The sequence below is a fragment of the Streptomyces sp. NPDC050610 genome, assembly GCF_040654875.1.
In the GTDB taxonomy this organism is placed as follows: Bacteria; Actinomycetota; Actinomycetes; order Streptomycetales; family Streptomycetaceae; genus Streptomyces.
The window spans coordinates 436,956-459,632 of sequence record NZ_JBFAIV010000001.1 but is presented as its reverse complement, the minus strand read 5'-3'; the positions used below and the strand labels follow the sequence as shown (position 1 = coordinate 459,632).

The window sequence follows — 22,677 nt, the reverse complement described above, 5'->3', positions numbered from 1 at the left end:
CGCCGGGCGCGCCCCTGCGGCAAGGGGGCGCGCCCGGCGACTTTCGGCCATGGGGCACGGCCGTTGGACATGGCCATTGGGCACAAGGACGGCTGCGGTTGCAGGGCGACCGCGGCTTCAGGACGACGTGCGGTTGTAGGACGACTGCGGCTGTAGAGTATCTTCAGTTGTAGGATGACTGGGCAACCGGGCCAATGGGGTCGGGTGGGCATCTCGGCGCCATGCCGCTTCGGCATGGCCTTCCGGCGTGAGGAGCGCGCGCATGGCATTGCAGGCGGCGGGGCGGCAGTCCCTGGTGGACACCGTCGTCGATCAGCTGCGCGCGCAGCTGGCGGCGGGCGAGTGGCGGGTCGGGGAGCGCATCCCCACCGAGCACGCGCTGGCCGAACAGCTCCAGGTCGGGCGGAACACCGTCCGCGAGGCGGTGCGCGTGCTCGTGCACGCCGGAATGCTGCGCTCGCGGCAGGGCGAGGGGACCTTCGTGGTCTCCATGGCCGACCCCGGCGACATCATGCGCGGCGTGCAGCGGGCCGGGGTCCGGGACGTGCTGGAGCTGCGGATCGCGCTGGAGGCGGAGGCCGCCCGGCTGGCCGCGCTGCGGCACGAGCCCGCCGACCTGAAGCGGATGGCGGCGGCGCTGGACGCGCAGACGCGGCTGCAGGACGCGGAGGGCCAGCCCGCCTCCGGGAGCCTGGAGCTGTACGCCGACCACGACGTCGAGTTCCACAAGGCCGTGGTCGAGGCCGCGCACAACGCCGCGCTGACGGCTACATACGGCTGGTTCGCCAGCTCCGTGCGGGAGGCGCTGGTCTCGTCGCTCGGGGACCGCGAGATGCCGAAGGTCATGCACGGGGACCACCGGGCCGTCCTCGACGCCATCGCGTCGGGCGACCCCGAGGCCGCCGAGCGCGCCGCCCGCGAACTGCTCGCACGCCCGAAGCAGACCGTCGAGGCGTTGCTGGCCGAGCTCTGAGCCGGCCGGGGAAGCCCGGGCCGCCGGGCAGGCGGCTGCACCCGCGTGCCGCAGATCCATCCGCCCAAATACATGCATCAACCACCTAGGTACTCAGATTCGGAGAGGCGAACCATGTCGGAGACGAGGTCCGAAGCACCACTGATCGACGCGGAGGAGGATCTGTCGCCCGCGCCACCCGTGGCCGAGGCCCGGCGTCGGCTGCGGGCCCACCCCGCGCTGGTCCTCCTCGGCATCGTGCTGGCCTCGCTCAACATGCGGGCCGCCCTCTCGGGCGTATCGCCGCTGGTCGGCGAGATCGGCGACCACTTCCACCTCACGGCCACCGTGAGCAGCCTGGTGACGACCATCCCCCTGGTCTTCATGGGCCTCGGCTCGATCGCCGCCCCCAAACTGGCCCGCCGCTGGGGCACCGAGGCGGTCCTCTTCGGCGCGCTCGCGCTGCTGTGCGGCGGCATCCTGCTGCGCATCGCACCGCCCGTCGTCGCCCTGTTCGTCGGCTGTGCGCTCGTCGGCACCGCGATAGCCCTGCTCAACGTGTTGATGCCGGGCCTGATCAAGCGGGACTTCCCGGAGAAGGCCGCGGGCATGACCGCGCTCTACTCGACCGCGATGATCCTGGGCGCGACCGCCTCGGCCGCCGCCGCCGTACCGCTGGAGAAGGCGCTCGGCGGCTGGCGCGGCTCGCTCGCCTCCTGGTCCGTACTGGCCGCGGTCGCGGCCGTCGTCTGGATACCCCAGGTGCTCATCGCCCGCCGCGGCACCAAGCACGGCGCTGCCGCCGCCACCCCGAAGCACCTCGTCGAGGACGGCCCGAACATCTCGCGCTCGCCGCTCGCGTGGCAGATCACGCTGTTCATGGGCTCGCAGTCGCTGGTCGCGTACGTCTGCATCGCCTGGATGCCGACGATCTTCACCGACAACGGCATGAGCAAGAGCCAGGCCGGACTGGTCTTCGCGTTCAACACGCTGGTGCAGATGGTCGGTTCGTTCGTCGTGCCGATGCTCGCCGGACGGATGCGCAACCAGCGGCTCCTGGCCGTAGCGGTCGTCGCCCTCATGGCGGCGGGCATCGCCGGCCTGCTGGTCGCACCGGTGGCCGGAGCCTGGGTGTGGGCGGCGCTGCTGGGCGTCGGACAGGGCGGCGCACTCGGCCTCGCACTCACGATGATGGTGCTCCGCACCCGCGACGCACACACCGCGGCCCGCCTCTCGGGCATGGCCCAGACCGGGGGCTACCTGCTGGCCGCCGTAGGCCCGCTCGCGCTCGGCGCGGTGCACCAGATCACCGACGGCTGGTCCGTACCGATCGCAATCCTCCTCGCGGTGTGCGTCGGCCTCGTCCTCCTCGGCCTGGGCGCGGGCCGCGACCGCAAGATCTGACGCCGGTGACACCAACTGACAGCTGACATCCGACAGCTGACGCCGGGCGGGCCAGCTCCCGAAGAACGCGGGACCTCCAGCCCGCCCGGCCGCATCGGCGACACAAGGGCCACCGCATTCAGCCCGTCCGGCGATTGAGGACGAGCGGTCCGCACCGGACAACGAGCCCCGGCCAAACCAGCCCGCGGGGCGCTTCAGGACGACCAACCCGCACCGGACAACGAGCCCCGGCCAAATCAGCCCGTCCGGCGATTGAGGACCGGGGTCCGGGGCGGCGCCCCGAGCCTCAGCCGGAACGGCCCGCACCCGCCCAGCGGACCCGCACCGCCCCCAGCCCGTCCGGCGCTTGAGGACAACCAGCCCGCACCGGACAACGAACCCCGGCCAAACCAGCCCGTCCGGCGATTGAGGACCGGGCCCGGGCCGGGACGGTGGCCGCCCCGAAAAAACCAAGCCCCCCCCGCCCCACCCCCGGCAGACTTCCCCCATGCCCCCGCACCCCACCATCACCGTCCCCGCCAAACTGGCCGAGCTCCACACCCGGTACCACGGCGACAGCACCGGACCCTCCTGGATCGCCGGACTGCCCCGCTTGGCCACCGAGTTCCTGGACCGCTGGCAGCTGCGTCAGGACGGCGCCCCCATGCACGGCATGGTCGCCCTCGTCCTCCCCGTGGTGCGGAGCGACGGAGCCCGCGCCGCCCTCAAGTTCCAGCCCGTGGACGAGGAGAGCGTCGGCGAGCCCGTCGCGCTGCGGGCCTGGGACGGCGACCGGGCCGTACGGCTTCTCGACCACGACGCCGAGTCCGGGACGATGCTCCTGGAACGGCTCGACGCCGGGCGCTCGCTCGCCCACGTGGCGGACGCCGAAGCGGCCCTCATGGACCTCTCCGAACTGCTCGCCCACCTCGTGGCCCGCCCCGCCCCCGCCGGGCTGCGGACTCTCGCCGACATCGCCGCCGCCATGCTCGACGACGTGCCCGAGGCGCTGCCCGCGCTGCGCGACCCGGCCGAGCGCGAGCTGCTGCGGCGGTGCGCCGAGGCCGTACGCGAGGTGCTCGACGAGCCCGGGGACCGGCTGCTGCACTGGGACCTGCACTACGAGAACGTGCTGGCCCCACCGCCCGGTTCGGGCCGGGGGGCGTGGCTGGCCATCGACCCCAAGCCGCTCGCCGGCGACGCCGGCTTCGACCTGATGCCCGCCCTCGACAACCGGTGGGACGACATCGTGGCCACCGGCGACGTGCACCGTGCCGTGCGCCGCCGCTTCGACCTGATGACCGAGGTGGTCGGCCTGGACCGGGAGCGGGCGGCGCGCTGGACGCTCGGCCGGGTGCTGCAGAACTCCCTGTGGGACGTGGAGGACGGCGAGCATGCCCTACGGCCGGAGCAGGCGGCCGTGGCCCGCGCCCTGCTGGCACGTTGAGGAACGGCCCCTCGAAGCACCGGCCCGCTGTAAGGAACCGGCCCTCAAAGCACCAAACCGTGAAGAGCCGCCCGTCAAGATCCGTAAAGACCCATCAAGATCCGTAAAGACCCGTCAGGACCCGTCAAGCCCCGGCAGGCCTCCTCAGGACTCGGCAGACCCCAGCCAGGCCAGCGCCCCCGCGGTGAACGCCGTGACCCCCGTGGTGATCGTCGGCTCGACGAGGGGGGCGAAGTACGGGGAGTGGTTGGAGGGCACGTCCTGGTCGCTGGTGCCCGCCTGCCGGGCGGCCTCGAAGGTCTTCGGGTCAATGCCTCCGAAGAGCCAGTAGCAGAGCGGGGTCCCGGCCGAGGTGGCGAGAATGCCGACGTCCTCGCTCCCGGTGATGGCCCCGGGGTCCAGGACGCTGTCCGCGCCGAGCTCCGCGCCGATGGCCGCCATGGTGCGCCGCGTCGCGTCGCCGTCATTGACGAGCACCGGGAAGGTGTCGACGGGCTCGATGTCCGGTTCGCGCTCCGCGCCGGAGGCGGCTGCCTCCGCCCGTACGATCCGCTCGACCGCCGCGAGCACCCGGGTGCGTACGGCCTCGGAGTAGCTGCGGATGTTGACCTTCAACAAGGCCTCGTCCGGGATGATGTTGTCCTTGGTGCCGGCCTGGAGGGAGCCGACCGTCACCACCGCCGTGTCGCCTCCGGCGACCTCGCGGGAGACGACTGTCTGGAGCCGCAGCACCGTGGCGGCGGCCATCACCACCGGGTCGATCGTGGTCTCCGGCCGCGAACCGTGGCCCCCGCGCCCGTACATCCGTACGCGCAGAGTGTCCGTGGCCGCGAAGGCCGGGCCGGGGTGGCAGCCGGCCATCCCGGCGGGCATCGGCACCACGTGCTGGCCGAGGACGACGTCGGGGGTGCCGAATCGCTCGTACAGGCCGTCGTCGAGCATGGCCCGCGCGCCTTGGCCGATCTCCTCGGCGGGCTGGAAGACGCCGAGGACCGTGCCGGACCAGTACGCGCGCCCCCGCGCGAGGAGTTGGAGCGTGCCGAGCAGGCAGGTGACGTGCATGTCGTGGCCGCAGGCGTGCATGACCGGGACCTCGTTGCCGTCCGGGTCGGTGCCGGTGGCGGTCGAGGCGTACGGCAGGCCGGTCCGCTCGCGCACGGGCAGGGCGTCGAAGTCGGCGCGCAGCAGCACCGTCGGGCCCTCGCCGTTGCGCAGCACCGCGACGACGCCGGTGCGGCCGACGCCGCTGGTCACCTCGTATCCGTACGAGGCGGCGCGGCGGGCGACCTCGGCGGCGGTGCGGTGTTCGGCGAAGGACAGCTCGGGGTGGGCGTGGAGATCGCGGTAGAGGTCGGCCAGGGGCTCCCTGATGCCGTCCAGACCGTCGAGAACCGTTCGTGTCGCCGTTGCCATGACGCGCTCCTCTGCTCGGTTGTCGCTCCCTGCACACTCCCCAACACAGTTGTACGCCAATGCACTGACAACGCCACCGCGTGGGTGCGGTGGCGTTGTCGGCGGCGGTGTGCGGTGCGGGAGTTCGTCGCCTCCCGGCGGCCCGTCAGTCGTCCCCGGCGACCGTCAGCGAGCGCAGTTTCTGGCCCGCGTACCAGGTGGCGACGACGGTCACGCCGATCAGCAGGATCAGCGCGAGGGGCAGCCCGACCTCCGAGGTGATCGCCCCGTCCGCGCCGATCTTCTGGGCGAGGGCCAGCGCCCACTGCTGGACGCTGAGGGTGCGCGCGCCGTCGACGACGCTGCCGAACAGGGCCTCCCACACGAGGGCGTAGACGAGGCCGACGACGACGGCGTGCCGGGTGACGGTGCCCAGCAGCAGGAAGATCGCGCTGTAGGCGATGGAGGCGACGGCCGCGGCGACGGCGTAGGCCACCGCGATCTGCTGGCTGTTGCCGTTGAGCACGAATCCGGCGAGGAGGGTCGGCACGGCGGAGAAGACGACGCTCACGCCGATCGCCACGAGCAGCTTGGTGAAGATGATCGTCGGCCGTTTGACGGGCTTGGCCAGCAGATAGACCACGGAACCGTCGTCGATCTCCGGGCCGATCGCGCCCGTACCGGCGATGACGCCGATCAGCGGGACCATGGTGGCGAGCGCGAAGCCGCCCAGGACGTCGGCGGCGGTCTGGTCGTCGGCGCCGGTCATGCCGCGGATGGCCGCCGCGATGACCAGCAGCAGCACGGGCAGCACGCACAGGATGAGGGCTCGGCGACGGCCGAGGAGGGCCCGGTAGGTGAGCCGGGCGACGGTGTGGTTGTACATCGCTTCAAGGCTCCTTTCAGGCCGCTACGAGGTAGGAGAAGACCGATTCCAGGGACTCGTCCGAGGGCGAGACCGTGAACAGCCGGATGGACCGGTCCCGGGCCACCCGGGGCAGGAACTCGGTGAACCGGGCGAAGTCCACGGCCTGGATGTGCAGGGCGCCCTCGCCGAGGTCGACCTCGATGCCCGCGGTGGAGGGGTCTGCGATGAGGGCCGCGGCGAGCGCCCGGTCGTCGCTGGAGCGGACGACGTAGCGGTGCGGGCGGTCCGTCATCAGGCGGCGGATCTTGCGGAAGTCGCCGGAGGCGGCGTGCCGGCCCGCGACGATCACCTCGATGTGCGCGGCGAGCTGCTCGACCTCTTCGAGGATGTGCGAGGAGAACAGCACCGTACGGCCGTCCGCGCCCATGTCCCGCAGGAGGTCCATCAGCTGCATGCGCTGGCGCGGGTCCATGCCGTTGAACGGCTCGTCCAGGAGGAGCACCGCGGGGTCGTGTACGAGCGCGGAGGCCATCTTCACGCGCTGCCGCATGCCCTTGCTGTACGTGGCGATCTTGCGGTCCTGGGCGTGCTCCATCTCGACCGTGGCCAGCGCCCGTTGGGCCTCCTTGGCGCCCAGGCCATGCAACTCGGCGTTGGCGACGACGAATTCGCGGCCGGTCAGGAAGTCGTACATCCCCTCGCGCTCGGGGACGATCCCGATGTGGCGGTAGATCCCCTCGTTGCGCCAGATCGTCGCGCCGTCGAGGGTGACGGTGCCGGTGGAGGGGGCCAGGAAGCCGCCCATCATGTTGATGAGGGTGGACTTCCCCGCGCCGTTGGGGCCGAGCAGACCGGTCACGCCGGGGCCCACCCGCATGGAGACGTCGTTGACGGCGACCACATTGCCGAACCAGCGCGAGACGTTGTCGATATGGATGGTCGTCATGGGCGCAGCCCGTTCCTTCGGGGGGTGGTGGTGGACGGCGGAGCGGCGGTCTCGGCGGTCACAGCCCGACCTTTCGGTAGCGGCGCATCAGCAGCCCGTACGAGCCGGCGATCAGGCCGAGGAGCACGACCACGTAGACCGCCCCCTGGCCGGCGCTGGGGCCGTAGCCGCCGGGGAAGGACGAGGAGGCGGAGAGGAACGCGGTCTGCACGCCGTCGATGATCGTGATCGGCGAGAAGAGGCCCAGCCAGCTGATGACGTCCGTGCTGCTCTGGGTGTCCGCGATGCCCTGGACGGTGGAGACCGCCCCGTAGGAGATGGTCAGCACGGCGATGACGGCGGCGACGCCGAAGCCGCGGCGCGGCGTGAGGGCCGCGACGACCAGGCCGATGCCGGCGAACAGGAACGAGAGCAGGGCCACCGAGACGAGTCCTTGCGCGAATCCCTTCGTCTGATCGACGAAGTCGAGTTTGGCGAGCAGCGAGCCGACATAGAGGATCACCAGGGGGACGGCGGTCAGCATGAAGAGGGCCGACGCCATCGCCTCGAACTTGGCGACCACGTAGTCGACGCGCTCGATGGGGCGCGAGAAGTAGAGCGGAACGCTCTTGTAGCGCAGGTCACGGGAGACGGACTGCGGGGCCTGGGCGGCCAGGAAGAGGCCGATGACGGCCTGGAGGAGGACCGCGTACCGGGTGTACTGGACGGGCAGCTTCTCCTGCTGCGTCGTGATGGTGACGGCCACGATGATGGCGGCCGGCGCGCACATCACGGCCAGCAGGATCATCGGCAGGACCTTGGACTTCGCGGAGCGGCCCAGGCCGTACGCGCCGCGCAGGCTCTGCGAGAAGAGCGAGCGGCGGGCGTACGCGCGGCCCAGGCGGGGCCCGTCGTAATTCCGGTAGCCAATGTTGTGGATGACGTCGGCGGCCGGGGCGGCCGACGCCTTGGTGCCGGACCTGGTCTCAGGCGACATGGTCGGCGGCTCCCTTCTCGTTCGCCTCGGGGCGCGCTCGGCCGCCGGTCGTCGTTTCGTGGCTGTCGCCGGCGGTGCTGTCAGCGGTAGCGCTGTCGGCGTCAGTGCTATCGCTGGCAATGCTGTCGGCGGCGGTGTCGGCGTCGCGGAAGATCTCGGCGATGTGGTGGCGGCGCTGCTCCATCCGGACCAGGCCCAGGCCCAGCCCGGCGACCGCGTCGCGCACGACGTCGTACGTCTCCTCGCCCTCGACGTCCACCAGCAGGACGTGCCCGGCGACGTACGCGCTGTCCGAGGAGCGCCCCATCGGCTTGACGGCGAGTCCGGCGTCGGCGAGGGCCTTGCCGAGCGCCTTGGTGCCGTCCGGGTGGGCGTCGGTGTCCGTGACCTCCACGGCGAGGGACGCCGTGGTCTGCGTGAAGTCGCTGGTGGAGCTGGAGCGCAGCAGCTTGCCGCCGTCGATGACCACGACGTGGTCGCAGGTGCGCTCCAGTTCGCCGAGCAGGTGCGAGGTGACCAGGACCGAGATCCCGAAGTCGGTGTGGACGCGGCGGATCAGGCCGAGCATCTCGTCCCGGCCGACCGGGTCCAGGCCGTTGGTCGGCTCGTCGAGGAGCACCAGCTGCGGGTCGTGGACGAGCGCCTGGGCCAGCTTCACGCGCTGCTTCATGCCCGTCGAGTAACCGCCGATGGGACGGTACCGCTCCTCGTAGAGACCCACATGGCGCAACGTGTCGGCGGTGCGCTCGCGGGCGGCGGTGGGCGGCAGCCCGGACATGCGCGCCATGTGGACGACGAACTCGGTCGCCGAGACGTCCGGCGGCAGGCAGTCGTGCTCGGGCATGTAGCCCACCCGCTCGCGGATGGCGCCGCCCTCCGTCGCGACGTCGAGCCCGAGCACCGCGGCACGGCCCTCGGTGGCGGGGGACAGGCCGAGCAGAATCTTGATCAGCGTCGACTTGCCGGCTCCGTTCGCGCCCACCAGGCCGGTCACACCCGGCGTGATGTCGACGGAGAGCCGGTCAAGCGCGGTCACCCGTGGGAACCGCTTGCTCAGGCTTTCGATAGCGATCACAGTCACGTCCTCGACGGTAGTGGCGCGCGCCACAGCAGGCGTCAGCCCAGATAACGGGATGCGTCTAGTCCTCGGGTCTGACCCGCCCGTAGGGGGCCGGCGGGCGCTACCCCGAGTTATCCACAGGGCAGGCACACCTCTTGACGCAGCCGCCAGGCATTGTCACATTCATCAGTGTCAAGTTACGGACTGACCCCGGGCCCTCACTGGGCGCTTCCGGGGGTCCCTGCTCACGGACCGGACGGACAGATGGCCATGACCTCAGCTGTCGACCGAGAACTCACCGCGGAGCTGCGCGGTTTCAGGCAGGTGCAACGCCTCGCGTACGAGTGCGCGGAAGCGGTCGCCGCCCAGCTCAGGCCGGGGGTGACCGAGCGGGACGCGGCCCGGATGCAGCGGGAGTGGCTGCGGGCGCGCGGGGTGCGGGACTGGTTCCACCTGCCCTTCGCCTGGTTCGGGGACCGCACGGCCTTCGTGAACTTCCGGGTGCCGCTCCAGTTCTTCCCGACCAACCGGAAGCTGGAGCCGGGGATGCCGTTCATCCTCGACATGGCCCCGGTGCACGGCGGGTTCACCGCCGATATCGGGTATTCGGGCGCGCTGGGGCTCAATCCGCTGCACGACCGGCTCCTCGACGACCTGCGGGCGCACCGCGAGCTGATCCTGGCCGAGGTGCGCGAGCGCCGGTCGCTGCGCGAGATCTACGAGGACGTGGAGCGGCTCATGGTCCGCCAGGGGTACGCCAACCGGCACCGCGCCTACCCGTTCGGCGTGATCGCGCACAAGGTGGGCCGGGTCAAGGAGCGCCGCTGGTCGCCGCACGTCTTCGGGTTCGGCACGCAGTCGCTCAAGGGGCTGGCGTCCGACGCGCTGCACGGCCACCGGGACGGCTGGTCGCCGCTGTGGAGCCCGTACTCCTTCTCCGACCACCCGCCGCGGCCGGGCCTGTGGGCGGTCGAACCCCACCTCGGCTTCCGGGGCACGGGCGCGAAGTTCGAGGAGCTCCTGGTCGTCACCGACTCCCGCGACCCCCAGGAGAGCGCCTTTTGGCTGGACGACGATCTGCCGCATGTGCGGCGACGGCAGGAGGAGAAGGTCGCATGAGCAGCGAGTTCGGAGGAGACAGCGGGAGCGGGACGTTCGGAGAGGACCGCGGGAGCGACGAGCTTCGGAGCGGGGGCGGCGGCGGCAAGCTTCGGAGCGGCGGCGGGAAGGCCGGTGGGGATGTTTCCCAGGAGCCGCGGCAGGCGCTTCCTGACGGGCTCGGCGGACTCGGCGGACTCGGCGGACTGGAGGGTGCGCGGGAGCGCTGGGTCGCCACGGGCGGCATCGAGCTGTGCGTCGCGGAGCTGGGCGACGCCGCCCGGCCGACGGTGGTGCTGGTGCACGGCTACCCGGACAGCAAGGAGGTCTGGTCCCGCGTCGCCCGGCGGCTCGCCGACCGCTTCCACGTGGTCCTCTACGACGTTCGCGGCTGCGGCCGGTCCACGGCGCCCGAGCCGCTGCGCGGCGGCTTCACGCTGGAGAAGCTGACCGACGACTTCCTGGCGGTGGCGGACGCGGTGAGCCCCGACGCGCCGGTCCATGTGGTCGGGCACGACTGGGGCTCGGTTCAGGGGTGGGAGTTCACCACCGTGCGGCGCACGGAGGGCCGTATCGCCTCCTTCACCTCCATGTCCGGGCCGTCCCTGGACCACTTCGGCCACTGGATCAAGAAGCGGATGGCGCGGCCCTCCCCCCGCCGGGTGGGCCAGCTCCTCGGCCAGGGCGCCAAATCCTGGTACGTGTACGCGCTGCACACGCCCCGAGTGCCCGAAGCGGCCTGGCGCGGTCCTCTCGGCAAGCACTGGCCGGCGATCCTGAAGCGGCTGGAGAAGGCGCCCGGCGACGGCTACCCCACGCCCTCGCTGCCGACCGACGCTGCGCATGGCGCGTGGCTGTACCGCGACAACGTACGGGCGCGGATGCGCCGGCCCCGCGCGGACGCGTACGCCCACGCGCCGGTGCAGCTGATCGTCCCGACCGGCGACATCTTCCTGTCCGAGCGGCTCTACGACGAACTGGAGCAGTGGGCGCCCGGGCTGGTGCGGCACACCCTGCCCGCCAAGCACTGGGTTCCGCGCACCCGGCCCGACCAACTGGCCGCCTGGATCTCGGAGTTCGTCACCGCGCGGGAGGAGGGCGACCCCACGAAGAGCGCCGCTTCGAAGGAGGGCAAGAGCCCGTACACGGCCCGGTTCGCCGGGCAGCTGGTCCTGGTGACCGGCGCGGCCAGCGGCATCGGCCGGGCCACCGCCTTCGCCTTCGCGGAGGCCGGGGCGCGGCTGGTGGCGGTGGACCGGGACGCGGAGGGCGCGGCCCGCACCGCCGAGCTGGCCCGGCTGATCGGCGCCCCGGCGGCCTGGGCCGAGGCGGCCGACGTCGGCGACGAGCAGGCGATGGAGAAGCTGGCCGACAGGGTCGCCGCCGAGTACGGCGTCGTGGACGTGCTGGTCAACAACGCGGGCATCGGGCTGTCCGGCTCGTTCATGAGCACGTCGGCCGAGGAGTGGAGGAAGGTCCTGGACGTCAACCTGTGGGGCGTCATCCACGGCTGCCGGGTCTTCGGCAAGCAGATGGCCGACCGCGGGCAGGGCGGGCACATCGTCAACACCGCCTCCGCGGCGGCCTACCAGCCCTCCAAGGCGCTGCCCGCGTACAGCACTTCGAAGGCCGCGGTGCTGATGCTCAGCGAGTGCCTGCGCGCCGAACTGGCCGGCCAGGGCATCGGGGTCTCGGCGATCTGCCCCGGTCTCGTCAACACCAACATCACCGCGACGACGCGCTTCACGGGCGTCTCCGAGGACGAGCAGAAGCGCCGCCAGGCCAAGTCCTCCCGGCTGTACGGGATACGCAACTACCCGCCGGAGAAGGTCGCCGACGCGATCCTCAAGGCCGTCGTCCGCAACCAGGCGGTCGTCCCGGTCACCCCGGAGGCGCGCGGCGCGCACTTCCTGTCCCGCTTCGCACCTAAGGCGCTGCGCGCCATCGCCCGCATCGAGCCGCCGCTGTGACGCCCCGCCGCCGCGACACCCCACCGGCGTACCGCCTGACCGACGCACCGCATCACCGACGCACCGCCCCACCGATATACCGCCCCGCCTACGTAACTCCCCACCTACGTACCGCCCCGCGGAAGCCACTGCCGGAGAGGAGCCGCATGTGAGCGAGCACTACGAGATATCCCCGCGGCGGGTCGCGTTCGACTGGCAGCGCACGCCGCTGCACTGGATACCGGACGAGCCCACCGCCACCCACGTCATCAATGTGCTGCACCTGCTGCTGCCCGCGGGCGAGCGGTGGTTCGTCAAGGTCTTCAAGGAGGGCCTGCCCCTGGTGCGGGACCCGGAGCTGCTCAAAGACGTCAAGGGCTTCATGGGGCAGGAGGCGACGCACAGCGTGCAGCACGCCTACGTCCTCCGCCACCTCGCCGAGCAGGACCTGGACACCGGCCCGTACACCCGGCACGTCGACTTCCTCTTCGACGTGCTGCTCGGCAAGAGCCCGCCGCGGGGCATCCCCGTCCCGGCGCAGGAGTGGCTGCGTTTCCGGCTGTCGGTCATCGCCGCGATAGAACAGTTCACGGCGGTGCTCGGCGACTGGGTGCTGCACGCCGAGGGGCTCGACCGGGCGGAGCCCGACCCGGTCATGCTCGACCTGCTGCGCTGGCACGGCGCGGAGGAGGTCGAGCACCGGGCCGTGGCCTTCGACATGTACCAGCACTGCGGCGGCACGGGGCTGCCGCGCTACGCCCGCCGCGTACTCGGCATGGCCGTCACCGCGCCCGTCCTCACCTACCTCTGGGCCTGGGGCGCGGCCTACCTCCTGCGCCACGACCCCGAACTCGCGGGCCGCACACGGTACTCGCTGCGCGAGCACAACAGGGCCGTACGCAAGGGGCTGCTCCCCTCCTGGCGCGAACTCGGCTCGGCCGTCCCGCGCTACTTCCGCCGGTCGTACCATCCATCGCAGGAGGGCTCGCTGCGCAAGGCCGTCGAATACCTGGCGACCTCGCCGGCGGCGCGGTCCGCCGCCGGCGCGATCGGCCGCGCCGCCGTCTCCTAGGAAGTCTCACGAGGGGCGAGAGCGTGTCCGAGCAGTCACCGGCGGAGTACCGGATCGAGGAGCTGGCCCACCGCAGCGGCGCCACGGTCCGTACGATCCGCGCCTACCAGGACCGCGGGCTGCTGCCGAAACCGGAGCGCCGGGGCCGCGCCAATGTGTACGGGGACTCGCATCTGGTGCGGCTGCGGCAGATCTCGGGCCTGCTGGACCGCGGCTTCACCCTGGCCTCCATCAAGGAGCTGCTGGAGGCATGGGACGCGGGCCGGGGGCTCGGCGGGGTGCTGGGCCTGGTCGCCGAGGTCGACGGGCCCTGGACGGACGAGGAGGCCGACCGGATAACGCGCGCGGAGCTGGACGCGCGGTTCGGCGGGGACCCGGACGACGAGGCCGTCGAGGACGCCGTGGAACTCGGCGTCCTGGTGCGGGTGGCCGGCGCTCGGGACGAATTCCTCGTCCCGAGCCCGCAGGAGCTGGCCGTCGCCGCCGAGCTGCACTCCGCGGGCATCCCGCTGCTCGCCATCTCCGGCCACCTGCGCGAGCTGCGCACCCAGGTCGAGCACATCGCCGGACGCTTCCTCGACTTCACCACGGAACACGTCTTCCAGCAGTACTTCGACCACACCCCGAGCGACGACGAGGCCGCGGAGGCCGCCTCCCTGGTGCGTCGGCTGCGGCCGCTCGCCCAGCAGACCGTCGACGCCGAGCTCGCCCGCGCCATGCGCACGCTGGCCACCCGCTACCTCCGACGCCAACTGAACGAAGTGACGTCCGCCGCCCCCTCCCCCACGCCCCCGTGCCCGCACCGGCCCCGGACGCACGCCGACGAAGCCGACGAAGGGGTCGCCCTGCCGACCGATCTGCTGCACGCCGTGCGCGAACTGGTCGGCGAGGAGGACGCCGCCGCCTTCGTCACGGCCGCGACCCTGCGCGAGGTGCAGGCCCGCACCATGGACGAGCTGTCCTCCCGCCGCACGGCACGCCCCTGAGCCGCTTCCCGCACGCCCCGAGCCGCTTCCCGCACGGCCCCGCGGGAAGCGGGACCCGAACATCCGTACGACTTGATGGATATACGGCATGATGGGGCGGTATGGACCGCCCGCACTTCGCCAGCACCGAGGCCGCCGTCGTCGCCGTCCGTGAATTCGCGCGCGAACACGGCCTGGCCGTGGAGGTCACCGACGACATCGGCGCCGACCGGTCCGCCCGGCGCTCCGCCGCCGGGGTGGGGGTCGTGACCGACGCGGACGGTTCCCTTCCGCACGAGGCGTTCATCGAACTCGGCGGCTCGCCCCGGATCGACATCGAGCTGTACTCCGAAGGGGACGCGAAGATCTCCGTGGACACCGTGGAGTTCCACGACGTCCCCCGCGACTCGGTGCCCGGCTTCCTGCGGTCCGTCCACGGCGGCCTCGCCCACGTGAAGGGCCGCTTCTTCCCGCCCGGCTGGCGGCTCGTGGTGCCGCTGCCGGGGGACGAGACCTACAAGGAACCCATCCTGCGCCACGCCCTGACCCCGTGGCTCAGCAGCAGGGTCCGCTGAGCCGGAACGGCGGCTCCCGCTGGGAACGGCCCTCTCACAGCCCCGGCGCGCCCCATACCGGGAACCAGCGGTTCAGCTCCTTCTCGATCCGCAGATCGTCCCCCAGCAGCCCCCGCACCTGAAGCTCCAGGCCGTTGTCGCGCTTGTCGCCGCCGGGCAGCGGCGCGAAGGGGTAGAACGTGCCCCGCTTGTAGAGGTAGACGAGCGCCAGCGAGCGCTGTTCGGCGTCCCGGAAGCCCAGCAGGGAACAGAGCAGCTGCGGGCCGAAGCCGCCGTCCTGGAGCAGCGTATTGACCGCGTGCAGGTCGTTGACCAGGCCCGCCACGTCGTCGGCCGGCTGCCGCGCGAGCAGCCACGTATAGCCGTACGAGTCCTGGCTGAACTCCACGGGCACCCCGCCGCGCTCCGTGTCCGCGTCGAGGAGCGCCCGTACGTCCTGCTGGAGCTGGGTGAAGGCGCCGCCCTCGACGCTCGCGAAGCACACCGAGCCGAGCCCGGTGGGGGTGAAGCCGGCCCCCGCCTCCAGCGTGATGGCGGCGGACGGGAGGGCGAAGAGCTGGTCCAGGTCCGGCCGGACCGGCTTGCTGCGGCCGAGGATGGCGTCGAGAAAGCCCACAGGCGGTGGCTCCTGTCCGAAGGTCGAGGGATGCCCGAAAGGTCTACGGCCTACGGGCGGCGGGGGCGCGGTTCTACGGGCGGCGGGACGGTTCTACGGGCAGTGGGGCAGGGCTACGGGCTACGGGAAGGGGCTACAGGCGACGAGGGCAGGGCGGGGCCGGCGGCGGCTCACGGGCGGCCGAGCTGGGCCGAGATCCGGCCGAGCTGGTCGAGCCGCTGCTCAAGCGTCGGGTGGGAGGAGAGCAGCCGGCTCAGGCTCTCCTTGGAGGAGAACGCGGGCGCGAAGTAGAAGGCGTTGAACGGCTCGGCCTGCCGCAGGTCGCGGGTGGGGATCTGGGACATCTGCCCCGTGACCTTGGTCAGCGCGGAGGCCAGCGCCGAGGGCCGCCCGGTGAGCAGGGCGGCCGCGCGGTCGGCGGACAGCTCGCGGTAGCGCGACAGCAGCCGGGTCAGCAGGAAGCTGATGGCGTAGACGACGGCGCTGATCAGGGGGATCAGCAGCATCGCGATGGCCGCGTTGTTGTCCCGGCCGCCGGCCCGCCGGAAGCCGCCCCACAGCCCGATGCGGGTGATGACGCCCGCCAGTACGCCCAGGAAGGAGGCGATGGTCATGACCGCCACGTCCCGGTGAGCGACGTGCGAGAGCTCGTGTGCGAGCACGCCCTCCAGCTCCTCCGGCTCCAGCCGCCGCAGCAGCCCGGTCGTCGCGCAGACCAGGGCCTTCTTCTGGCTGCGCCCGGTGGCGAAGGCGTTCGGCACGTCGCTGTCGGCTATCGCGACCCGAGGCTTGGCCATGTCGGCGAGCGCGCACAGCCGGTCCACGGCCCCGTGCAGCTCGGGCGCCTCCTCCGGGGTCACCTCCCGCGCGCCCATGCTGAAGGCCGCGATCCGGTCGCTGAACCAGAACTGCGCGATGAACAGACCGCCCGCGATGATCAGGATGATCGGCCAGGCCCCGCGCAACACCACCAGCAGCACACCGACGAAGACCACATAGAGCAGCCCGATGAAGAACATGGTGCTCACCATGCGGGTCGTCAGTCCCCGGTCCGGGGCGAATCGTGAGCGTTGCATGGGGAACCTCCAAGGCTCTCTGGACCGTGCCCCCCGCCGTGCCTCTCCCTCGATTGTCCCCCTGGAACGGCTATCAGCGGGATAAGGGACGGTGTGAGGAGCACCGCGAACCGTAAAAGGACGTCTCCGGAGAGGCACGGTCCCGAAAAGCGCCTCTCCGGAGAGGTCCGGTTCCGAGAAGCGGGTCTCCGGAGAGGCACGGTTCCCGGAAACGCGCCTCCGCGGCCTCCGCGGAAGCGCGCCGCAAAGGCGCTCCTCAGGAGAGCTGCGCCGCCGCCTCCGTCGCGATCTTCTCGAAGACGGCGGTGTCGGCCTCGAAGATGGAGTCCGCGATCGGCCAGTGCACCACGATCTCGTCGAAGCCCAGCTCCTCGTACACACCCGCGAAGTCGACGAACGCCTCGAAGGACTCCAGCGGCCGGTCCGGCGTGAAGCCGGTCAGCAGGATCTTGCGCGGGGCGGGGCCCTCGCGGCCCACGGACTCGCACGCGGCGTCCAGCCGCTCGGCCTGCCGGGCGATCGCGGCCCGGGACTCGGCCGGGGTGCCCGTCTCGAAGAGCTTCGGGTCCCCGGTGGTCACCCACGCCTGTCCGTACCGCGCGGCGAGCTCCAGGCCGCGCGGCCCGGTCGCGGCGACGGCGAAGGGCAGCCTCGGCCGCTGGACGCAACCGGGGATGTTGCGCACCTCGTGCGCCGAGTAGAACGTGCCCTCATGCGTCACGACGTCCTGGCTGAGCAGGGAGTCGAGCAGCGGCACGAACTCGCCGAAGCGGTCCGCCCGCTCGCGCGGCGTCCACGCCTCCTGGCCCAGCGCGGTCGCGTCGAACCCGGAGCCGCCCGCGCCGATGCCCAGCGTGACGCGTCCGCCCGAGATGTCGTCGAGGGAGATCAGCTCCTTGGCGAGGGTGACCGGGTGGCGGAAGTTCGGGGAGGTGACCAGGGTGCCCAGTCGCATGTCGGAGGTGACGGCGGCGGCCGCGGTCAGGGTCGGGATCGCGCCGAACCACGGCCCGTCGCGGAAGGTGCGCCACGAGAGGTGGTCGTACGTGTACGCGGTGTCGAAGCCGAACTCCTCGGCTCGCTGCCACGTCTGCCGGCCCCCGTCGGCCCAGCGTCGGTGAGGAAGGATCACAGTGCTCAGTCGCATGCTGGTGAGCGTAGGCCGTGGCACTGACAACACGCAGTGACCTGCGATGACGCACAGTGCGCGGCGTGCGCGGCCCAGGTGGGCGCCGTGGCGGACGCTTGCGCACCCGTATATGAGAATGGGCACCGTGACTTCAGCAACCGAGCAGCCAGGGCCCTCCTTCTCGCAGCCGCCGGCGGCCGCGCCCCGGCTGATCGCGACCGATCTCGACGGCACCCTGCTCCACGACGACAAGTCCGTCTCGGACCGTACGGTCGCGGCCCTCGCCGCCGCCGAGCGGGCGGGCATCGAGGTCTTCTTCGTCACCGGCCGCCCGGCCCGCTGGATGGACGTCGTCCGCGATCATGTGCACGGCCACGGCCTGGCGATCTGCGCCAACGGCGCCGCCGTCGTCGATCTGCACGGCGACGGCCGGTTCGTCGAGGTCCGGCCCCTGGAGACCGCGGACGCCGCGGCCGTCGTCGAGACGCTGCGCGCCGCCGCCCCCGGCACCTCGTTCGCCGTCGAGCGCACCAGCGGCATCGACTACGAGCCGATCTACCCGCCCTTCCACCTCGACCCGGGCGCGGTCATCGCCCCGGCCGAGGACCTCCTCACCGAGGGCTGCGGCTCCACGGGGCCCATCCTCAAGCTCCTCGCCCACCACCCCGAGCTCACCCCCGACGACTTCCTCGCCCTCGCCCGTACGGCCAGTGGTGAGCACGCCTCGTTCACCCGCTCCAGCCCGACCGCGCTGCTGGAGATCAGCGGGCTCGGCGTCAGCAAGGCCAGCACCCTGGCCCGCTGCTGCGCCGAGCGCGGCATCACGCCGCAGGAGGTGGTGGCGTTCGGGGACATGCCCAACGACCTGGAAATGCTCAGTTGGGCGGGGACCGGGTACGCGATGGCCAACGCGCACCCCGAGGTGCTGGCCGCCACGCCGCGCCACGCCGCCGCCAACAACGAGGACGGCGTGGCCGCCGTCATAGAAAGCATCATCGCCGCCTGAGACGCCCGTCTCCTCCCTCGGCCGCACCGGCCTTTCAGCCCCGCACGCCCCCGAGGCCGTACACCCGGTGCGCGTTGCGGGCGGCGATGAGCGCGGCGACCCGCTCGGCGTCCGGCGCCGACCACGCGCCCTCCTCGACCCAGCGGCCCAGCAGCGCGCGCAGCGCCGTACGGAAGAGCTCGGCGCCGACGACGTACAGCTCCGGCAGTCCGTAGCCGTCGGTGGAGAAGAGGAGCTTGCCGAACGGCGCCAGCTCCAGGAACTCGGCCAGGACCGCCTCCGCGCGCGTCCCCGTGTGGGTGAGGGAGAGCCCGACGTCGGCGTACACGTGCGGGAAGACGTGGGCGAGGTAGGCGGCCTGGCGGTGGTACGGGTAGCCGTGCAGGAGGACCAGGGCGGTGCCGGAGCCGGCCGTCGCCCGTACGAAGTCCGTGAGCAGTATCGGGTCGGCGCGGTCGAGTCGCAGATCGGGGTCGCCGAAACCGGTGTGCAGTTGCAGCGGCAGGCCGGTCGCCACCGCCAGCCACAGCAGTTGGCGCAGGAGCACCGGATCGGCGACCCGGTCGCCCGCGCGGCGGCCCGCCAGCCAGTTTCCGGCGGCTGTGTGGACCTCGTGCGGGGCGGGCGGCTCGGGGTCGAGCGCCAGCCCGTGGCGGTAGGCGGCGACCGATTTGAAGCCCACGGCCGTACGGGCCGCCGCGCGCACGGCCTCCTCGACGCCCGCGACGAAGGCGGCGGCGTCATCGGAAGAGCGTCCCCTTGAGGGTCCTCCGGACGAGCTCCCGGAGGACCCTTTGAGTATCAGGCCGTCCGCGATCCGCTCCGCCAGCGCCTCCAGGCGGACGATCTCGCGGGCCGTGCCGCCCCCGGCGCCCGCCAGCTCGTCCGGGTCCGTGAGGTCGCCGGGCAGCCCGGTGTCCACGAGGTAGGCGCCGATCCCGGTGCCCCGCAGCAGCGCCCGTCGGCTCTTGTACGGGCCCAGCTCGCGGCGGCGCGCGAGGTAGGCGGCGGGCGGGCAGTGCGCCTCCAGGCCGAGCAGCGGCGGGCACCAGCGCCGCACCGCGAAGCCCGCCTGGGTGTCGAAGAAGGTGGTTCCGGGGGCGGCGGGGGCGTCCGACTCTGTGAGGTACCCCTCGAAGGAGCGGGCGTCCAGCTCGCCCCGGGCCACTCCGTGGCAGTGGTGGTCCACCAGCGGCGGCAGCGGCAGCCAGGCCATCAGTACCGCCAGCGGGTCGTGGCCACGATCTCCTCCGGGCTGCTGCCCGCGCTCCGTTCCGCTTCCGCCCGTCGCACCGCGGCGAACGCCCCGTGGAGGACTTCTCCCATCGCGTCGCGCAGTACTTCTTGTCGCTCGAAAAGGCCGGTGGCTTCGGAGAGCGTCGTGGGCAGCCGGTCGATGGCGCGTTCCCGGCGTTCCGGTTCGCTGAGGCGCCCCGGGTCGCCGACGACCGGCGGGGGCAGTTTCGCGCCGGTGGAGACGCCGTTCAGGCCCTCGGCGATGACCGCCCCGACGAGCAGGTACGGGTTGGCCGCGGCGTCCACGCACTTGATCTCCGCGTTCCCGCCGTCCGGGTCGTCCCAGGCGCCCTGCACCAGCCGCAGCGCCGCCTCCCGGTTCTCCACACCCCAGCAGCGGTAGGCGCCCGCCCACTGGGAGGGCACGATCCGCACGTAACTGGCGGGCGAGGGCGCGCCGACGGCGGACAGGGCCGGGAGGGCGTCCAGGACGCCCCCGAGGAACGCGACGGCCGCCAGGTCGAGCCCGTATGGCGCCCCGCTCTCGCGGTGCAGGCTCCGCCCGTCGCGGTGCAGGCTGAGGTGCAGATGGCAGCCGTTGCCGACGTCCCCGGCGACGACGGAGGGCGCGAACGCGGCGCGCATGCCGTGCCGCGCGGAGACGGCCCGTACGGTCTCGCGGACGAGCACCGCATCGTCCGCGGCCCGTACCGGGTCGGCGGGGGCGGTGGACACCTCGAACTGGCCCGCCCCGTACTCGGGGTGGATCTGGAGCACCTCGATGCCCTGCGCGTCGAGGGCCTCGGCGACGGCACGGACGTAGTCGGAGAGCTCGACGACGCGCGTCATGCCGTAGCCCGGTCCCGCGCAGGCCGCGTCGAACCCGTCGTCGGGCGCCGGCCGGGACACCGCCCACTCCGTCTCGAACCCCATGCGCACCTCCAGCCCCGCCGCAGCGGCCCGGTCCGCCATCCGGCGGGCGAACTGGCGCTGGCACGCGGGGTACGGCGTCCCGTCCTGTTCGTAGCGGTCCACGGGGGCCCAGGCCCAGCCCGGCTGGGCGGCGAGCACGGTCAGCCGGCCGAGGTCGGGGAAGAGCCGCAGATCGCCGTCGGGGCCGCCGAGGTGCGGGGAGGCGGTGATGTAGTCGTCGAAGGTGTAGACGTCGAAGATGGGCGACATGCCCACGCCCCGGTGCGCCACGGCCGCGAGCCGGGCGGTCGGCACGGCCTTGACCCGGGCGATGCCCGCGTTGTCGACCCAGGTGAGCGCGATGACGTGGACGCCCTCCGCGGTGAGCCGCGCCGCCTCCTGGCGGGCGATCCGCTGCTGTTCCCCGGTACGTGCCTCCGTGGTGCTGCCGTCAGCCATGCGGTCTCCTCGTCCGGCCGGGCGCCTGCCCCGGCCGTGCCTCGTCCGTTGCCGTGCGCGGCGTCCGTGGCGCGCCGTACCGGTGTCCATGTCCCGATCGCACGCCTCTGACGCGCGTTCGGCCGGACGAACCGGCGCTCCAGCCGTACGGCGCGCCCCTCGGCAACCACCGCCGGCGCCGACCGCACCCCCTCAGCCGCCGCCCCCGTCGTAAACCACCCTCCCGCGCCGCCGTCACCGCCGTACACCACGCCTCTTCAGCCGTCCCGCCGCATACGCCACTCGCGTCCCCCGCCTCGGCTACAACCGCACGCCGCGCTCCCTCAGCCACGCCACCGGGTCGACGGCCGTCCCGTGATCGGGCCCCTTCCGTACCTCGAAGTGCAGGTGGGGGCCGGTGGAGTTGCCGGTGGAACCGGACAGCGCGATCCACTCGCCGGTACGCACCCGCTTGCCCGGCGCCACGTAGAGCGTCGAGAGGTGGGCGTACTGCGAGTACCAGCCCCCCGGGTGCCGGATCACCGCGCTGATGCCGAAGGCGTCGCCGCAGCCGACCGCGACGACCGTGCCCTCGCCGATGGCGCGTACGGGCGTGCCGACCGGCACCGCGAAGTCCTGCCCGGTGTGCCCGTTCGCCCAGTGCGAGCCCGCGCCGCCGAAGCCCGCGGACAGCTCGTACGACGCCACGGGGCGCGTCCAGCGCTCCCCGGCGGCGAGCGCGACGGCGGCTTCGTCCGCGGCCGCCGGTCGGGGCAGCGCGCCGCACCGGCCGCCGGCGGCGGCCGCCGCCGCCATCCACCGCAGGGAGCCGCGCGCCGTCTCCAGCCGCCGCTCGGCCCCCCGCTCCCGGCCGCGCAGCCGCGCGGTCCGCTGGGACAGGGCGTGCCAGGCGGCGGTCGCCGCTCGCTCCTCGGCGGCCAGCTTCACGCTCGTACGGCTCGTCTCGCCCGTCATGCGGGCCAGGCGGTCCGCGCGGCGCAGCACCACCGCCTGACGGCGCAGCAGCTCCCAGGGGCCGTTCCAGGCCGGTGTGCGGCTGTCCGTGTTCAGCGCCCTCAGGCGGCGGCGCTCACGCGCCAGCTCCGCCGTGTCCTCGCGCAGCGCCGCCGCCGTGCTCCGGCGGCCCCGCAGCATCCCCGCGAGCCGCGCGGCCCGGAGCCGCTGCGACCGCTCCGCGCGCCGCCCCTGCTCGTAGCCGGCCTTGGCCCGCTGCGCCGCCGCGCCCAGCCGCAGCACCTCGGAGCTGGCCCGCGCCATGAGCTGAGGGGCGCTCAGAGCGGCGGTGGGGCCGGACCCGGTGAGCGAGATCAGCCCGGTCAGGAACAGGCCGAGCGAGCACAGGACGCCTATGGGACGCAGCCAGCGGCGGCGGGGGCGGCTGGAGCGGCGGCGGGGACGACGGTCGGAACATCGCATGCATGGGATCGTGGCCCGGCACGCGCACGGCCGCCCGTGCAGAGGACCGATTGGCGCAACGGCCGCTCCGTAGCGGCCCCTCCGCCGCACCTCGCGTCCTCTTCTAAAGAAGAGCCCGTTTCTAAAGAAGAGCCCGCTTCTCGC

At 72.7% G+C, this 22,677-nt stretch carries 20 protein-coding genes; 9 read left to right on the top strand and 11 right to left on the bottom strand.

Annotation, left to right across the window (positions count from 1 at the left end; all coding sequences use genetic code 11):
- Positions 1-262: 262 nt before the first annotated feature.
- The 3 genes from AB0I22_RS02100 to AB0I22_RS02090 all read left to right on the top strand — a co-directional run bounded on the left by AB0I22_RS02100 (position 263) and on the right by AB0I22_RS02090 (position 3,782).
- Positions 263-973, top strand: coding sequence for a FadR/GntR family transcriptional regulator (locus AB0I22_RS02100; RefSeq protein WP_363128656.1), 711 nt, complete (start codon positions 263-265; stop codon positions 971-973).
- Between the two features lie 114 nt (positions 974-1,087).
- On the top strand, positions 1,088-2,356 hold the full coding sequence (locus AB0I22_RS02095; RefSeq protein ID WP_363128655.1) for an MFS transporter: 1,269 nt from the start codon (positions 1,088-1,090) through the stop codon (positions 2,354-2,356).
- Between the two features lie 487 nt (positions 2,357-2,843).
- Complete coding sequence (locus tag AB0I22_RS02090) at positions 2,844-3,782, top strand: aminoglycoside phosphotransferase family protein (protein WP_363128654.1); 939 nt, start codon at positions 2,844-2,846, stop codon at positions 3,780-3,782.
- Between the two features lie 144 nt (positions 3,783-3,926).
- On the opposite strand, the gene AB0I22_RS02085 is transcribed toward AB0I22_RS02090, so the two are convergent.
- From AB0I22_RS02085 to AB0I22_RS02065, 5 genes are all read right to left on the bottom strand, one after another.
- Positions 3,927-5,195 (bottom strand): amidohydrolase, encoded by a 1,269-nt coding sequence (locus AB0I22_RS02085; protein ID WP_363128653.1) that lies wholly within the window; start codon positions 5,193-5,195, stop codon positions 3,927-3,929.
- A gap of 145 nt (positions 5,196-5,340) precedes the next feature.
- Entirely contained in the window at positions 5,341-6,060 is a 720-nt protein-coding gene (locus AB0I22_RS02080) for an ABC transporter permease subunit (protein WP_363128652.1), read from the bottom strand.
- Positions 6,061-6,076: 16 nt separating this feature from the next.
- Positions 6,077-6,988: an ABC transporter ATP-binding protein gene (locus AB0I22_RS02075; RefSeq protein ID WP_363128651.1), complete on the bottom strand. Its 912-nt coding sequence runs from the start codon at positions 6,986-6,988 to the stop codon at positions 6,077-6,079.
- Positions 6,989-7,046: 58 nt separating this feature from the next.
- On the bottom strand, positions 7,047-7,964 hold the full coding sequence (locus AB0I22_RS02070; protein WP_363128650.1) for an ABC transporter permease subunit: 918 nt from the start codon (positions 7,962-7,964) through the stop codon (positions 7,047-7,049).
- Positions 7,954-9,072 (bottom strand): ABC transporter ATP-binding protein, encoded by a 1,119-nt coding sequence (locus AB0I22_RS02065; protein ID WP_363128649.1) that lies wholly within the window; start codon positions 9,070-9,072, stop codon positions 7,954-7,956. The genes AB0I22_RS02070 and AB0I22_RS02065 overlap by 11 nt, the downstream gene beginning before the upstream one ends.
- 222 nt (positions 9,073-9,294) lie before the next feature.
- Between AB0I22_RS02065 and AB0I22_RS02060 the strand changes: the two genes are divergently transcribed.
- From AB0I22_RS02060 to AB0I22_RS02040, 5 genes are all read left to right on the top strand, one after another.
- A complete protein-coding gene (locus tag AB0I22_RS02060) occupies positions 9,295-10,143 on the top strand; it encodes a M24 family metallopeptidase (protein WP_363128648.1) in 849 nt (282 codons plus the stop codon).
- Positions 10,140-12,092 (top strand): SDR family oxidoreductase, encoded by a 1,953-nt coding sequence (locus AB0I22_RS02055; RefSeq protein WP_363128647.1) that lies wholly within the window; start codon positions 10,140-10,142, stop codon positions 12,090-12,092. Before AB0I22_RS02060 ends, AB0I22_RS02055 begins: the two co-directional genes overlap by 4 nt.
- A 148-nt stretch (positions 12,093-12,240) precedes the next feature.
- The gene (locus AB0I22_RS02050; protein WP_363128646.1) at positions 12,241-13,143 is read left to right on the top strand and encodes a metal-dependent hydrolase; all 903 of its coding nucleotides are present in this window, start codon (positions 12,241-12,243) and stop codon (positions 13,141-13,143) included.
- Between the two features lie 23 nt (positions 13,144-13,166).
- Positions 13,167-14,129: a MerR family transcriptional regulator gene (locus AB0I22_RS02045; protein ID WP_363128645.1), complete on the top strand. Its 963-nt coding sequence runs from the start codon at positions 13,167-13,169 to the stop codon at positions 14,127-14,129.
- 101 nt (positions 14,130-14,230) lie between these two features.
- Positions 14,231-14,683: a hypothetical protein gene (locus tag AB0I22_RS02040; protein WP_363128644.1), complete on the top strand. Its 453-nt coding sequence runs from the start codon at positions 14,231-14,233 to the stop codon at positions 14,681-14,683.
- Positions 14,684-14,717: 34 nt separating this feature from the next.
- Here AB0I22_RS02040 and AB0I22_RS02035 read toward each other — a convergent pair whose 3' ends face one another.
- From AB0I22_RS02035 to AB0I22_RS02025, 3 genes are all read right to left on the bottom strand, one after another.
- Entirely contained in the window at positions 14,718-15,299 is a 582-nt protein-coding gene (locus tag AB0I22_RS02035) for a hypothetical protein (protein WP_363128643.1), read from the bottom strand.
- Positions 15,300-15,469: 170 nt separating this feature from the next.
- Positions 15,470-16,375 (bottom strand): zinc metalloprotease HtpX, encoded by a 906-nt coding sequence (gene htpX, locus AB0I22_RS02030; protein ID WP_363128642.1) that lies wholly within the window; start codon positions 16,373-16,375, stop codon positions 15,470-15,472.
- Positions 16,376-16,631: 256 nt separating this feature from the next.
- The gene (locus AB0I22_RS02025) at positions 16,632-17,522 is read right to left on the bottom strand and encodes an LLM class flavin-dependent oxidoreductase (RefSeq protein ID WP_363128641.1); all 891 of its coding nucleotides are present in this window, start codon (positions 17,520-17,522) and stop codon (positions 16,632-16,634) included.
- 118 nt (positions 17,523-17,640) lie between these two features.
- On the opposite strand from AB0I22_RS02025, the gene AB0I22_RS02020 reads away from it, so the two are divergent.
- Complete coding sequence (locus AB0I22_RS02020) at positions 17,641-18,510, top strand: HAD-IIB family hydrolase (RefSeq protein WP_363128640.1); 870 nt, start codon at positions 17,641-17,643, stop codon at positions 18,508-18,510.
- Between the two features lie 34 nt (positions 18,511-18,544).
- Here AB0I22_RS02020 and AB0I22_RS02015 read toward each other — a convergent pair whose 3' ends face one another.
- The 3 genes from AB0I22_RS02015 to AB0I22_RS02005 form a co-directional block, all read right to left on the bottom strand.
- A complete protein-coding gene (locus AB0I22_RS02015) occupies positions 18,545-19,726 on the bottom strand; it encodes an amidohydrolase family protein (RefSeq protein ID WP_363128639.1) in 1,182 nt (393 codons plus the stop codon).
- Positions 19,726-21,117, bottom strand: a complete 1,392-nt coding sequence (locus tag AB0I22_RS02010; protein WP_363128638.1) for a glutamine synthetase family protein — start codon at positions 21,115-21,117, stop codon at positions 19,726-19,728. The genes AB0I22_RS02015 and AB0I22_RS02010 overlap by 1 nt, the downstream gene beginning before the upstream one ends.
- Before the next feature lie 300 nt (positions 21,118-21,417).
- Positions 21,418-22,533: a M23 family metallopeptidase gene (locus AB0I22_RS02005; RefSeq protein ID WP_363128637.1), complete on the bottom strand. Its 1,116-nt coding sequence runs from the start codon at positions 22,531-22,533 to the stop codon at positions 21,418-21,420.
- Positions 22,534-22,677 lie beyond the last annotated feature (144 nt).